Origin of the sequence: Negadavirga shengliensis (assembly GCF_042652345.1) — a bacterium.
In the GTDB taxonomy this organism is placed as follows: Bacteria; Bacteroidota; Bacteroidia; order Cytophagales; family Cyclobacteriaceae; genus Negadavirga; species Negadavirga shengliensis.
In genome coordinates this window covers 85098-99105 of record NZ_JBHSJJ010000021.1, presented here as the reverse complement: position 1 = coordinate 99105, position 14008 = coordinate 85098, and the positions used below count along the sequence as shown (strand labels likewise).

The following is a 14008-nucleotide window of genomic DNA, read 5'->3' as shown; positions in this document are numbered from 1 at the left end:
TTTTCGGCCGAGGGCGTGGAGAAAATGAGGCTGGTGGCCACCCCGGTAAGCTCCCTGCCCCCATGGCACGGAGGCGCGGGTGCCAAAGCTTGGCTCATGGTGGATGAACTGGTGCTGAATTGATTTTTAAGATAAAAATACAATACTTTGGGTCTGAAATAAGTAGGTTTTTCTCGAAGTGTAACATGACTTTAACTGAAATAAAATTAAATCACAGATGGACCTGTACAGAAAAAGGAGTTGTCTGGCTTTAAAAATCGGGCATATTTGAGGAATCTGAAAATCCGGCTATTCAACATCCGCATATTTTAACCGGCTACACATATTTTACAAGAATCCCCATGATGAGAAAATCGGCGCTTCATGGCTTGTGATTTGCCGCTACGAACGTAATAACATCATGTCCTTGGTAGCGAACACTACCAAGATTGTTAATACCGTGGAAGGTGTTTTCGGGTTTATTGACAGAAAAATCTTCCTTGCCGGTGAAAGATGAAAACATACTTGAAACAACTGGAAGACACCAACTGTTTATGTAAGAGCGGAGTAAAGCGTAAGGTTCATTTTTTGCCTTCGTCTAACGTTCGATCACCTGGGACGAATCTGTACCTCAAAGTCCTGCAACTGCACAAAAAGAGAGTTTGCAGCCATCCTTGTGCGGTGATTGAAATGGAGGGAAACACCCCTTTAACTTTTTTTATCAAAAAGAAAATGAATGAAACTGAAATAATTAAGGCTACACACCGAATTAATGGCATTGGAAGTAAAAAAGGTGCCGCTAAGATGGTATCATTATTCAAAGATAACGCAATATTCATAGGGTTTGGCTGCAAACCATACAATGGCAAAAGTTAAATTAAACCTGAAAAAGGTCGTACAAGTATAACAAGAAACAGAAAAAATAGACATAATTATGTTCCAGACAATAAATCCACCACGTTTCCTAAGAGAATTTGTCAAATACTTTTGGATCATGAAAAATAAAGATGATCAGGTTATTAGAATCCAATCGCTGAGCGATTGTTCTACTGGCATTATCGTTCAACACAACAATGGAAAAAGTTCTTTTGTCAAAGATGGGGAGAGACTTCCCACAGCATTTGTCTATGGCCCATATACAATACCCTCTGTTACAATTTCTGATCAAGCCATTACACTAACTGGATTGGTATTCAAATACCAGGCACTGCCTCTGTTATTTAAAACCAGTTCCTGTGAATTTACCGACCGGATGATTTCCTTGAATGAGTTTTCGAAAAAAGATGTGGTAAACCGAGTACTGGACACGGCTCATCCGGCAACTTGGATTGAAACACTTGTCGATTTTTTGATGGAAAGAGTTGACCTTTGTAAAACACATGAGCCCGATTCGATAATTCGATCTAGTATTGATATCATTCACAGTCTCAACACCGACTCTTCGAACCTGACGGTAGATAGTCTGGTAAAACTTTCAGGATTATCCAAGCACCAATTCGAGAGACGCTTTTTAACGGCAACGGGGATATTGCCAAAATTTTATTTGAGGGTATACAGGCTTAGAAAAGCAATTGAACTGCTAGAAAAAGGGAACTTTCAAAACCTGACTGAAGTGGCTTATTCTATGAATTATAGTGACCAATCTCATTTTATCAAGGATATAAAAAATCTCACTGGATCCACGCCCAAACAGCTTTCCAATCTTGTTTCACGATATGGCAGGGTTGAGCATTTCATGATACCCCAATAACCTGACATGCTACTTTTTTACAATTTTATTATTTGAGCTTTCCATAATTTTGCATGAAAACAAACTTAATTATATCGCTATGATGAAAAAAATCCATTTTTCAATCGACATAAAGGCTCCCAAAGAAAGGGTATGGGACGTACTCTGGAACAAGGAATCCTTTCGGGACTGGACAAGTATGTTCTCTGAAGAATCGGAAGGTTCATACATTAGAAGCGACTGGAATGAGGGAAGTAGGTTCGAGTTTTTTGAGTCGGCTTTCGGCAGCTACGGGATTATTGAAAAGCTTGTGCCAAATGAACTGCTTTTATTAAGACACCGGGGAGAACTAACTGAAGGTGTGGAACACCCCTACAAAGACGGTGACCGGATGGAGCAATATAAACTCATAGAAAAGGACGGTTCCACAATCCTGACTTTAGATCAGGATGTTCCTTTGGAACATAAAGTAATGTTTGAAAAAGCTACTCCAAAAGCTTTTAGAAGGATAAAGGAACTGGCCGAGAAGACAAAACATGAACGCGGATCAGAAAATGTGGAACATCTTTATCAAAGGGATTATGAACAAACCGAAGTTGAAAAAACCTACGCTGATTTGCTTACCGCATGGAATAAACAGGACGCAATGGAAATGGCTTCACTGTTTACCGACTCCGGAACATCAATAGGATTTGATGGCAGTCAATATCATGGAAAAAGCGAAATTGAAACTGAAATAGGAAAAATATTTGAGCATCATCAAACCGCCGATTATGTTTGGAAGGTCAGAGAAGTTCGTTTTTTACATTCAGGAGTCGCCATTCTTCGGGCTGTTGTAGGGATGATACCGCCCGGAAAAAGGGACATTAATCCAGCAGCGAATGCTATTCAAACTATAACCACTGTAAAACAAAATGGGGTGTGGAAAATAGCCCTTTTTCAGAATACCCCGGCACAATTCCACGGAAGACCCGAGATGGTAGACGAACTGACAAAGGAATTAAGCGCAGTATCCGAAAGTTAAAACTTACTCCTGATTTCAGAATTTATAACGACATGCTACATGTAAATGCGGCTTCAACATATTGAAGTTCATGCCCAACTCAAAGGATACATTAGTAAAATGTGGCTTATTGAAAATAATGGAAGAGCGCCGATGGAAGACATGAAGCTGATTATATTTGTTTCCAAAAAGAAACTTAAAAAGCTATTGAAATGAAAATAATTAACAGAATTGAGATTCCCGTTACTGACTTAGCCAGGACCTACAGCGACATTTTAGGTGGTATTGAATTCTGTGAAATGGAGATGAATGGAAGCCAATATTCTAATTATGAGGTCCAATAACTTATCTTCATTGGGCCTCATAAAACGTGTGAGAAAATCTTACACAAGGATTTTATTCTTTTTTGCACCGAGGTCAGATTCAGGCAATCTGCAATAACTGAAGGACAATGGGTATGCCCAAAAATGAACCCTGAACCCATATTCTCTGCTAAAGCGACCCAATTTTTAGAGAACTACAAACTGTGGTGGAAGTGGAAAAGAAGCATAATCCCTATTTTTGCACGCTTTCCCCGAACATTATTATCCCGTTTAGATCTAATACATTTGGAAATGTAAATAACCTTAATAAATTTCGAAGGATATATTTCATTCTTCTACAGAAATTGGCCATCAAAACAGCCCCAACCTAAACCGATGACGATCTCACTGACCTTTTAAAAGACGGCAACAGAACGTTTGACGAAATCTATAACAGATATTCGAAAAAACTCCCTTCTCTTTGCTATTAAAAAAGTCGGTGATAAAATTATTGCCGAGGATTTAGTCCAGGATCTTTTCATCTCAAGGAATTGCCAAGCTCATTAACAACGAAAAATCCCACTCCAAATGAGTCTAAGTTCCTCCTGCGCTGCGGAACTGGAAAATCGGAAGGGACCCTCGCCAGGGGGCGGGGACATTCGAGGTTCCATGCCTGCATGCTGAAGGGTATTACGGCACGCAAGCATGTGTCCGTTAAAAAAACAATTATAAACAAATGACAACAAACATGATGAACTATCCGCTTTTGCTTCTGCTGTTTTTCGGAAGTTATTCTCTTACCCAAGCCCAGGATCCACCTTTTCCGTGGCCGGACGGGAAGAGGATGGCCATTAGCCTAAGTTTTGACGATGCGCGGGCCAGCAACCCAACCTTAGGCGTGCCGCTTCTGAATGAATATGATGTCAAGGCAACGTTCTTTATTGTGCCGTCCAACGTGGAAAAAATGTAGAAGGATGGCAAATGGCCGTAAAAAGCGGCCATGAAATGGGGAACCATTCCGTCAATCATCCTTGTTCGGGAAATTTTCCGTGGTCCCGTAATCGGACGCTGGAAGACTATACCCTCGAACGGATGCGTGCTGAACCACTGGATGCCAATTCTCAAATTGAATCCCTACTTGGGGTTACCCCAAAAGTTTATGCATACCCCTGTGGTATGACCTTTATAGGCAAAGGCGCATATACTAAAAGTTTTGTCCCACTGGTGTCCGAATTGTTCAGGGTGGGTAGAGGCTGGCTGGATGAGATCCCCTCTGACCCGATATATGTGGACATGGCCCAGCTCACGGGTATGAAAATGGACAACATGACATTTGATGAACTCCTGCCTATCATTGAAAATGCCAAAAAAAACGGTCAGTGGCTTGTGCTGGCTGGGCATGAAACCGACGAAAAGGGGAACCAAACAACCTATCTCAACGCCCTCAGAGAGCTCTGTCGCTTTGCTACTGATCCAGACAATGAAATCTGGATAGACCCATTGGAACAGTGGCTGAATATGTGGATAAAAAAAGAAACGAAATGAAGGGGAATCTGAACATACCCGAAATCGCAAGACCTTCGACAGACAATGAAATATTATTGACGGCAGAAAACGGTAAAGGCATAGGCCCTAATATTCAATACATGCCCGAATGGAATGCTTTTGGCTGGTTTACCGCCAAGGACCAAGTGGTATGGGACATCGAATTGCCCCAGGGTGGCGATTATGAAGTATGGATGGAATGGTCTGTATCCGATGAAGAATCCGGAAAAGATTACGTGATCTCAGTTGGTGATCAAAAAATTACCGGTACGGTAGGCAAGTCCGGATAGTGGGAAACCTTCAAAACGTTAAAGGTTGGGAAAATTCACTTGAAAAACGATCTCAATCAATTAATGGTCAAATCCAAAGATGCATTTGAAAAAGGCGCGTTAATGGACCTGAAAGCATTGACTTTAATACCTGTGAAAGAGTAAATAATGAGAAAAAGTTAGGCAATTTTCGTTCAGGGAAGGGAAGGAAGTTATGAGTAAGTTTTTTCTGATATCACTTCCTAAATGATTATCAAACTATGGGAAGGGGCTTTGATGGCCCCTTTTTTCGTTGCGATCTAACCAATGTATTCCAGACAAGCTTGCCATCACCAAGGTCCTTATCAAAGAAAACGCGTGCGGATGAATGCTGCGCCGGGGAAAATGCGATTCTTGTGTCGGGATTAACCCATACACCTTCCCACCAATCCAATTCTTGTACATCTTTTATCCCTATGGCCTCATTAAGGCTTTATCGCCAACCGGAACAAGAACCTTAGAGGGGAAACATTCATTACTCCGGCCATAAAGCTTTTTTGTGTGTTTTATAGAGGCTTCAATAAATCAGCAGGGGCGTCTGGCCGATAAACTGAGGGGACTTGGCTTGGGATAGCATGAAGTCGGCTACGTCTGCGCGTGAAATTCTTCCTCCATGGATGCCGCGCAAATCGGTAAGTGCACGATAATGCCCTGTTCGCAGTCCATTGTTCAGAAAGCCGGGTCGAACAATGATCCAGCGAGAAATTTTGCTGTTGATAATGCTTTCCTGGCGATCTTTATCGGCATACATCCTGCGCAATACAATTGGCATAAACATATAATCATATAAAAAACCTCCGTGTCCTTTGCTATCTCCGGCACCGATACCGGTAACGGCGATGAGCAATTGTTCGGGTTTAAGGGTTTTCGAAAGGTTTTCCGCACAACGGGAGAACAGGGTTATCGTTTGCGTTATCTTGGTCGTGCCCAGACAGACACAAACGACATCCTGTCCCTCCACTACCTTAACGATTGCGTTGGGATCTAATGCATCTCCTTCGACAATCCGCAGGTGTTTGTCGCTAACCGGCATGTGGGCTGGATTACGGACGAGCGCAGTTACCTCATGGCCATCAGCCAGAGCGGCTTTTACCAGCTCCAAGCCAATGCCACGGGTGGCGCCAATGATTGCTATTTTCATGGGGTTACCTCCTTTCCTTGCGTTTCCAATGGACTTAGGACAGCGTTTAATACTATTAAAAACGGCTTAGCGTTATTATGGCCATAGTTTGGTCGTCATTAAATGGTTTTTCTCCCATATTGCTGTAAATTTTATCAACATCTAAAAAACAGGTGTAGTCCGATCTGTTTTTGTTGTAGTCAATTCTCCGTATTTGCCGCAATTACTGAAAATCAAACTCCCCGAGAGCCACTCCGGTAACCCTAAGGGATTGATTCACTCCAAAATAGTTTGGAAATCTTTGCTGAAATCCTCGTCATAAATGTTTTTATATTCCTTTTTGAAATTTTCGAAAACACCTTTTGCCAAGGAATGTTTTCCAAGGTGTACCAGTGCTTTACATTTCAACATCATCGCTTCCTCATTCACCATGTCAAAATAGAATATATAGTTGGCGATCTCTATTATAAATTCCGGATCCTCTGAAATATCGATCGAATTGGTGTAATTGATATAAATATCGATCACTTCATTACTGATTTCAGATTTAAATACGTCAAGCCATTCGTACTCGAGGTTGGAAAGGAAACTGCCCCTTTGAACAATAGCTATCAATTGTTGAATCCTGTTTTTGCTTAGAAATTTCTTGTCCTGAATAATGTTGTTGTAGTCCTGGTAATCCACGTTTATCTGGGAAGGATCAAGGTTCACCTTCCAATAACCGGTTTCTTTGGAGATCTGGCATCCTTTAACCTCAGCAAGTATGGTTTTTAACTTCGCAATATTAACCGAACGGTTGTTCCTCGCGCTTTCCGCCGACTTATCGTGCCAGAGCAGATCTTTGAGCTTCTCCGAACTGATACCCCTTTCCCATCTGATGGTGTAAAGCAGAATGACCAAGAATAATTCCCTGATAAGGGGAGTGAAGTTTTTGGTGATGTCATCGCCCTTATCGTCGAACAGTTGGAATACTCCAAAAAGGTAGATGTCATTCCTGTGAGGATTTTCAGCAGGCTGCCCCGGAATTATCGGCTTCTGGCTTTTCTGCGGGACCCTGGCAAGGGTATGGGAGTCTGGAACGGTTGTATTCCGCTTTTTGAAATAGTATGCCACACTTCCCAACAGGAGAGTGCCGCCTATGAGTAAGATGATGACGTAGCCTGGATATGTTTCCGGATGGTTCTCTTCTTCTACAGGGATCGGCGGGGCAGCAATGGAAAATATAGCGGCTTCTGTCTGGTTTTCAGTATTATGAAAGAGCGTAACCGCAAAAAAGCGGTCCAGTTTTGGCGCATAGTACAGGTCGGCAAATGAATTGATGTCATAAAATTTAAAGGGCATCTTGTTTCCAACCTCTATATACACAGCCGAATCCAGCGACCCTTTTATGAGCTGCAAATTGGAGTTGTACTGATGTTTTGAAAAGATCAGTCCGTAGTAGCTCCGGTTCTGTTCATCGATCACCAGCGAATTAGCAAATACAAATTCTTCCTCCTTCACCTTCAGATCGAATAATTTTTTAAATGTTCTTTCTTTTACATCAAAATAAACGAGGTCATAGAGATTGGTGGGGTTATGGATCTGCTGGCCGGAAAAGGTTCCATATCCTCCCAGCACATAAGCCCCCTCATCCACGGCCCCTAAAGCAGCCAAGTAGCGGGGTGTAAATGCATCGGCAGGGGGAATGATCGAGTCCCAGGTTTCAGTGGGCAGGTGGTACCTCCTTACTTTATTTTTATAGATGAAATGACCGTATCCTCCAAGTATATAAATGGCACTGTCAACCGGCGAGTAGAATTTATTGTATTGCCAGTTGTCAGTAAGCCGCGACGGCGGTTCAAAATTTTTGTTCCAGGTTTGGGATTCCTCGTCGTAGGTAGATATGGTCTCCTGGTCGAGGTAAATGTTGTGCAGTTGTTTCTGATGTTGATCAAAAAAGGATTGATTCCCACGTAAAAGGTGGAGTCTCCCGGATTCATAGGGCACTCTGGTCAATCTGTTATTGGCACAGGAAAACGAAAGCAGCGAATCCAGTCCTATAAAATACAAAAGCTCATCATTGGGATTAAAGCCCACACTTATTGGGCCCTCTGTGGTAAAATTTTTGAGCAGCTTCCACTCCATCCGCATTTTCCTTATCCATAATGGATGCCGGACATGTCCGTTCTGACCGGAAATTTTCTCCTGCGCAGAATTACCGTGATGTTGATCCAAAAGCCATTTGTTCCTTTCTACTCCCCCTTCCACGATTTCAATGTCCCTGATATTCATAGGCGGCACATCCGTAGTCTTAAATTTCGGGTAATCATTGGCTCCGAATAATATTTTAAAACAACTCCCAGGCTCGAAAGACATGCTTTGAACATTGGATATTCCCAGAAAGGAATACCTGACTTCCTGATTTTCATAATCAAAATCAAAGACAAACCTGTTCCAGTCAGAAAAAATACCGGTGTTTTGCAAATCAAAGGAATGGGGCGTTGAGTTGCCTTCATTGATCACTACAAAATGACTGGCATCAGGGGAATGCAGGTTGCTGATCAGGTCTATGTTGCGGTTTTCCCCGTCGATGATCCGGAAAACATATCCGAAGTACTCCAGCTGATCCGGCTGAAATGAGATATCAAATGACAAGCGAAAACTTTTATCAAGGCAGAGGGTATTGTCCGGGCTCAGATCCAGCCCGGTCCTTTTGTCCTGAACCGTCTCGCTGCCTGAAAAAGACAGACCGTAGAACTGACCTGAAACGGAACTGGAAATACTCAAGAGGCAACATATCGGAATCAGGTATTTCTTAAACCAGGATTTCATTATTTAAATCAATTGAGGCATTTGTTATGCAACCCGGCAAAACGCCAACACTACTATCTCATTCAGCTACAATATCACCAGCCAATCAGCTCTCCGTTTTACCACCAGAGCCAGCTCCCTCAATCAGAAGAACCATATGCGGGTCATCGCCTTGATGTCATGATACCAGATTGCGTTGCTGACGGCGAATAACAACATTTTGGTACAAGTTAATAAATATTTTTTTTCATTTTCTTTTATTCTTTGCACGCTTTCATCAAAGGAGATCACCGGTAAAATCCCTACCTGGCCGGCATTCGGCAATATAAAAAGCAGCTGGAAAAAACAAAAAATCCAGAACCCTCATCCACCGTTAATCTTCCATTAATGTTTTTTTAATGCATGAGACTATTATTGCACGAAGACAGGATTAAAGTGATATATAGCTCCAATTCTTCTATCATTCTCTTAGAAAAATGCCTGCTGTCACTGACAACAATTTTAAAATAAACCTAAATCTCACATGAAAAAATCAACCCCAACCTCTCCCTCAAAACGCAGAAATGTGTTAAAAATGCTTGCAATGGGTTCCACCGCCGGATTTTTTGGACTATTCGACAGTCCAGAAGTCCGCGCTGCCAATCATACCACTCCGGCTTACCAAAAAGGGGCAGCACCCGTCACAATAACCAGCGTCCGGGCGATCACAACGGCACCGGGCGGATCCAACCTGGTCATCGTAAAGGTCGAGACTTCGGAACCGGGCCTCTATGGATTGGGTTGTGCCACCTTTACACAAAGGGCTGCGGTTGTTGTTCCCGCCATAGATATATACCTCAATGATTTCTGCCGTGGAAAGGATGTGGACAATATCGAAGACCTCTGGATGTCTGCTTATGTAAGCTCCTATTGGAGGAATGGACCGGTGCTGAACAATGCCTTATCCGGGTTGGATCAGGCTTTATGGGACATCAAGGGCAAAAGGGCCCAAATGCCTGTGTATCAACTCTTGGGAGGCAGAAGCAGAATTGATGTGGATACCTATATTCATGCGAGTGGAAGTACGGTTGAAGAAATAGCGGATAAGGTACAGGAGTTTATGGACAGGGGATGGAGACACGTTCGGATCCAGCAAGGTGGGTATGGAGGTACCGGCACTTTTGGAAATGTGGTTCCTGATTTTAAAGCCGCGGGTTACGGAAGAGATACAGACGGATACTCTGACCAGGGGGAATATTTGAGACGCGTACCAAAAATGTTTGAATATATTCGAAAAAAATGTGGGGAGAGAGTAGAACTTTTGCATGACATGCATGAGCAGGTAGAACCCATACAGGCGATTAATATGATAAAGGAGTTGGAAAGTTATCGCCCCTTTTTTATTGAAGACCCCTTTTCTCCCGAAAACATGGGGTGGTTTAAGCAACTTCGCGCCACTACCAGCGTCCCCCTCGCCATGGGAGAACTTTTCAACAACATCAATGAATTCAGGGAGCCTATGATCAATCAAATGTTCGACTTTATCCGTTGTCATATTTCCCAAATTGGGGGCATTACTCCGGCAATGAAAATAGCTAGATTAGGTGAGTGGTTTAATGTGAGGACTGCCTGGCATGGCCCCGGGGATACCTCCCCTGTCGGACATCAGGCAAACAACCACATCAACCTTGCGGTATATAATTTTGGTATCCAAGAGGGTCAATTTTTCAACAACAAGGTCCAGGAGGTGTTTCCCGGTACCCCCCTGATGAAAAACGGATATTTTACGGTTACTGAACAGCATGGCCTGGGAATTGACATTAATGAAAAGGAGGCTGCTAAGTACCCGATCCGGCATAATGGTATGGGGACACTTCGCAAAGGGGATGGGACCATCATCAAACCCTAAAAAAATATGTCATTCATCCCAAGAGTGGCAGTTGGAACAGGATGATTTCCCTCTTTTTTTTATCCGATCACTCGGGTAAATGAAAGAAATTGCCATGATGATGATTAACTAAAAACAATTCGATGAAGCAATCTGCATTTTTGATTTCCGGCATCCTGATTTTGGGATGTTGTATTGCCTATTTCTTGAGAGAAACACCGGCACCTTTGGTTACCGGAAAAGACTGGCCCACATATGGCGGCAACAAATTAGGCAACCGATATTCCCCGTTAGATCAAATCCATACTGAAAATGTCAGGGATCTGGAAATCGCGTGGATGTATAATGCCGCCGCTACCAGGGAGGGAGAAATCCAGTGCCAACCCATAGTGGTCAACGGCATACTTTATGGCACCACGCCCGAGTTAAATTTGTTTGCTTTGGATGCCGGAACCGGCGAACAGATTTGGAAATTTTCACCCTTCAAGAAAGATAAACCCCATCAGAGCAGGGGGGTTATGTATTGGGAAAGTGGAAGAGATAAACGCATCCTTTACACCGTAGGGGCCGGTTTATATGCCGTGAATGCCATAACGGGTGAAATAGTGAATGATTTTGGCGAAGACGGGAGGGCAGACTTAAAGCAAGGACTGCAAACAAACATGGACCATGAGGTAAGCGCCCTCTCCGTAAACGCCACAAGCCCAGGTATGATTTATAAAAACACATTGATTATTGGATCCGCTGTGTCAGAGGGAGGAGATGCGGCTCCCGGTCATATCCGGGCCTTTGATGTGAAAACCGGCAGCCTGGAATGGGTTTTCCACACCATTCCCCAACCCGGTGAATTTGGTTACGATACATGGCCAAAAGATGCCTATAAAAAGATAGGGGCCGCAAACAGCTGGAGTGGCATGACGTTGGACGAAAAGCGGGGGCTGGTTTTTTTTGGGACCGGTTCACCCGCTTCTGATTTCTATGGTGCAGACCGTAAAGGGGCAAACCTTTTCGCCAACTGTATCATGGCGCTGGATGCCCTTACCGGGGAAATGAAATGGTACTATCAAACCATCCACCATGATCTCTGGGACCGGGACCATTCCTGTCCCCCTAATCTTACTACCATTACGCACAACGGAGAGGCCGTCGATGTGGTGGTTCAAGCCACAAAAGACGGTCTGGTGTATGTCCTGGACAGAGACAATGGCAGCTCATTGTTCCCCGTGGAAGAACGGCCGGTACCCACCGACGGGCTTCCCGGGGAACACCCCTATCCTACCCAGAAATACCCGCTTAAACCAGCGCCTTTCGCCCGGCAGGTGTTTACGGAAAATGATATTACCGACTTGTCTCCCGAAGCCCATGCCTTTGTAAAGGAACGTTTTCTCGAAATGAAGACCGATAATAAATTTGCTCCTCCAAGTACGGAAGGAACCCTGCTTTTCGGATATAGCGGCGGTGCACAGTGGGGAGGAAATGCGATAGATCCTGATGGGATCCTATATCAGAATTCCAACGAGGAACCCTGGGAACTGGTGATGTCAGAAAGGAAATCTATGACAGCAAACAAGGGTGGCGGTAGAAAAATATCTCAGGGAAATGCCTTATATTTAGCTCATTGTGCTTCATGCCATGGAAAGGACCGCCGGGGGAGCGGCCCTGAATTGCCAAGCCTTATGGGTATTGAAAAAAAGAGATCCCTGACTGAAATCAATGACCTGATCCAATACGGCGGAAGCAGGATGCCTTCATTCCAGCACCTTTCTGCCGAAGACCGGGGCAGCATCCTGGGATTCATTACTGAGTCAGCAGCCGATACCATAATGGTTCAGCCCGATCAGTACGCTGGAAATGATAATGTACCGGAAACCAATCCGGGATTTCCCTATGTTCCCGCCTATGTGAGTAACCCTTGGAGGAGGTTTACCGACCAGGAGGGTTACCCGGGGATTAAACCGCCTTGGGGCACCCTGAATGCCATTGACCTGAATACCGGGGAATACCTTTGGCGGGTACCGTTGGGGGAATATCCGGAACTGACCGCAAGGGGCATCCCGCCCACAGGCACAGCATCCTATGGCGGTCCCTTAGTGACTGCCGGTGGCTTGGTTTTCATCGCCGGCACCAAAGACGAAAAAATCCGGGCTTTTGATAAAAGATCCGGTGAAATCCTGTGGGAATTCCAGCTTCCCGCCGGGGGGTTTGCCACACCGATTACCTATGAGGTTGACGGCAGGCAATTTGTCGTCATCGCAGCAGGAGGTGGGAGACAGCAGAAAATGGGCGGCAGTTATATCGCTTTCGCCTTAAAACAACCTAATTAAATGGATTCCAGATGGGTGAAAATCTAAAAATTTGCAGCATGCTGTTTCTGATCCTTGGACCGTTGTGGATCGGTTTTACTTCGAAAAACGATCCTCCGCAAGCTGAGATTACGAACGGTCTCCTGGATGTGCATCTTTACCTGCCGGACCGGGAAATAGGTTATTACCGGGCCTCGCGCTTTGACTGGTCAGGTGTAATCTCAAGTTTGAAATACGACGGGCATGAATATTTTGGCCAATGGTTTGAAAAATATGATCCGAAAATAAATGATGCCATCATGGGGCCGGTGGATGAATATGGCCCCTTGGGATATGCAGAGGCTAAACCCGGGGAGAGCTTTGTGAAAATAGGGGTTGGTGCGCTGCGCAAAGTAGAGGAGAAAGGATATAGATTTATGTTTACCTACGACATCACCAATCCGGGAAAATGGACGGTAAAGCCTCATAAAGACCGGATAGCATTCATCCATGAACTTCAAGATGCTGCAGGCTATTCCTACATTTATACCAAAACAGTTGAGCTGGTGGAAGGGAAACCGAAGATGCTGATCTCATACAGCTTAGAAAACACCGGCCAGAAAATCATCAGTACCAACGTGTATAACCATAATTTCTTTGTTCTGGATGGTGAACCTACCGGCCCAAATATTAAATTGACTTTTCCTTATGATGTCAGGGTCCCCGACAAAGGAGACGGGAGCATGCGGGGATTTGGCACATTGGCCCACATAAAAGACAGGGCTATCAGGTTTGAGAGAAAGTTTAATAAAGGGGAACAGGTATACAGTAGCGGGTTGGAGGGATTCGGCAGCAGCACGGAAGACAATCAATTTTCGCTGGAAAACACCAAAACCGGTGCCGGCGTGACCGTAAGCGGAGACCGGGAATTGGAGAAATTGGTTTTTTGGGCCAATCCATCAACTTATTGTGCTGAGCCCTATATCCGGTTAAAACTCTTACCCGGCGAAGCAGTGAATTACCACAACGAGTATACATTCTATACTTTTGACCCGGGTAAGAATTAAGGAATCAGAGCAATGA

The 14008-nt window shown here is 44.1% G+C and carries 10 protein-coding genes; 8 read left to right on the top strand and 2 right to left on the bottom strand.

The window, feature by feature from the left end; all coding sequences use genetic code 11:
• Positions 1-913: 913 nt before the first annotated feature.
• From ACFPFU_RS23740 to ACFPFU_RS23720, 5 genes are all read left to right on the top strand, one after another.
• Entirely contained in the window at positions 914-1729 is an 816-nt protein-coding gene (locus tag ACFPFU_RS23740; protein ID WP_377068876.1) for a helix-turn-helix domain-containing protein, read from the top strand.
• A gap of 79 nt (positions 1730-1808) precedes the next feature.
• A complete protein-coding gene (locus tag ACFPFU_RS23735) occupies positions 1809-2732 on the top strand; it encodes an SgcJ/EcaC family oxidoreductase (RefSeq protein WP_377068874.1) in 924 nt (307 codons plus the stop codon).
• 1017 nt (positions 2733-3749) lie between these two features.
• The gene (locus ACFPFU_RS23730; RefSeq protein WP_377068872.1) at positions 3750-3983 is read left to right on the top strand and encodes a polysaccharide deacetylase family protein; all 234 of its coding nucleotides are present in this window, start codon (positions 3750-3752) and stop codon (positions 3981-3983) included.
• An 11-nt stretch (positions 3984-3994) separates the two neighbouring features.
• On the top strand, positions 3995-4558 hold the full coding sequence (locus tag ACFPFU_RS23725) for a polysaccharide deacetylase family protein (protein ID WP_377068870.1): 564 nt from the start codon (positions 3995-3997) through the stop codon (positions 4556-4558).
• Complete coding sequence (locus ACFPFU_RS23720; RefSeq protein ID WP_377068868.1) at positions 4555-4848, top strand: hypothetical protein; 294 nt, start codon at positions 4555-4557, stop codon at positions 4846-4848. The genes ACFPFU_RS23725 and ACFPFU_RS23720 overlap by 4 nt, the downstream gene beginning before the upstream one ends.
• A 535-nt stretch (positions 4849-5383) precedes the next feature.
• Here ACFPFU_RS23720 and ACFPFU_RS23715 read toward each other — a convergent pair.
• A complete protein-coding gene (locus ACFPFU_RS23715; RefSeq protein WP_377068866.1) occupies positions 5384-6007 on the bottom strand; it encodes an NAD(P)-dependent oxidoreductase in 624 nt (207 codons plus the stop codon).
• A gap of 255 nt (positions 6008-6262) precedes the next feature.
• Positions 6263-8797, bottom strand: coding sequence for a Kelch repeat-containing protein (locus ACFPFU_RS23710; RefSeq protein ID WP_377068864.1), 2535 nt, complete (start codon positions 8795-8797; stop codon positions 6263-6265).
• Positions 8798-9299: 502 nt separating this feature from the next.
• On the opposite strand from ACFPFU_RS23710, the gene ACFPFU_RS23705 reads away from it, so the two are divergent.
• The 3 genes from ACFPFU_RS23705 (at position 9300) to ACFPFU_RS23695 (ending at position 13992) form a co-directional block, all read left to right on the top strand.
• Positions 9300-10664 carry an enolase C-terminal domain-like protein gene (locus tag ACFPFU_RS23705; RefSeq protein WP_377068862.1) on the top strand — a complete coding sequence of 455 codons (1365 nt, stop codon included), beginning with the start codon at positions 9300-9302 and terminating at the stop codon, positions 10662-10664.
• 122 nt (positions 10665-10786) lie between these two features.
• Complete coding sequence (locus ACFPFU_RS23700; RefSeq protein WP_377068860.1) at positions 10787-12967, top strand: outer membrane protein assembly factor BamB family protein; 2181 nt, start codon at positions 10787-10789, stop codon at positions 12965-12967.
• Between the two features lie 11 nt (positions 12968-12978).
• A complete protein-coding gene (locus ACFPFU_RS23695) occupies positions 12979-13992 on the top strand; it encodes a hypothetical protein (RefSeq protein WP_377068858.1) in 1014 nt (337 codons plus the stop codon).
• Positions 13993-14008: the final 16 nt, after the last annotated feature.

Excerpts from the sequence above, each read along its gene's own strand:
- ACFPFU_RS23740 (WP_377068876.1), top strand. The coding sequence starts at position 914 with ATGTTCCAGACAATAAATCCACCACGTTTCCTAAGAGAATTTGTCAAA.
- ACFPFU_RS23735 (WP_377068874.1), top strand. The coding sequence starts at position 1,809 with ATGATGAAAAAAATCCATTTTTCAATCGACATAAAGGCTCCCAAAGAA.
- ACFPFU_RS23730 (WP_377068872.1), top strand. The coding sequence starts at position 3,750 with ATGACAACAAACATGATGAACTATCCGCTTTTGCTTCTGCTGTTTTTC.
- ACFPFU_RS23725 (WP_377068870.1), top strand. The coding sequence starts at position 3,995 with ATGGCCGTAAAAAGCGGCCATGAAATGGGGAACCATTCCGTCAATCAT.
- ACFPFU_RS23720 (WP_377068868.1), top strand. The coding sequence starts at position 4,555 with ATGAAGGGGAATCTGAACATACCCGAAATCGCAAGACCTTCGACAGAC.
- ACFPFU_RS23715 (WP_377068866.1), bottom strand. The coding sequence starts at position 6,007 with ATGAAAATAGCAATCATTGGCGCCACCCGTGGCATTGGCTTGGAGCTG.
- ACFPFU_RS23710 (WP_377068864.1), bottom strand. The coding sequence starts at position 8,797 with ATGAAATCCTGGTTTAAGAAATACCTGATTCCGATATGTTGCCTCTTG.
- ACFPFU_RS23705 (WP_377068862.1), top strand. The coding sequence starts at position 9,300 with ATGAAAAAATCAACCCCAACCTCTCCCTCAAAACGCAGAAATGTGTTA.
- ACFPFU_RS23700 (WP_377068860.1), top strand. The coding sequence starts at position 10,787 with ATGAAGCAATCTGCATTTTTGATTTCCGGCATCCTGATTTTGGGATGT.
- ACFPFU_RS23695 (WP_377068858.1), top strand. The coding sequence starts at position 12,979 with ATGGGTGAAAATCTAAAAATTTGCAGCATGCTGTTTCTGATCCTTGGA.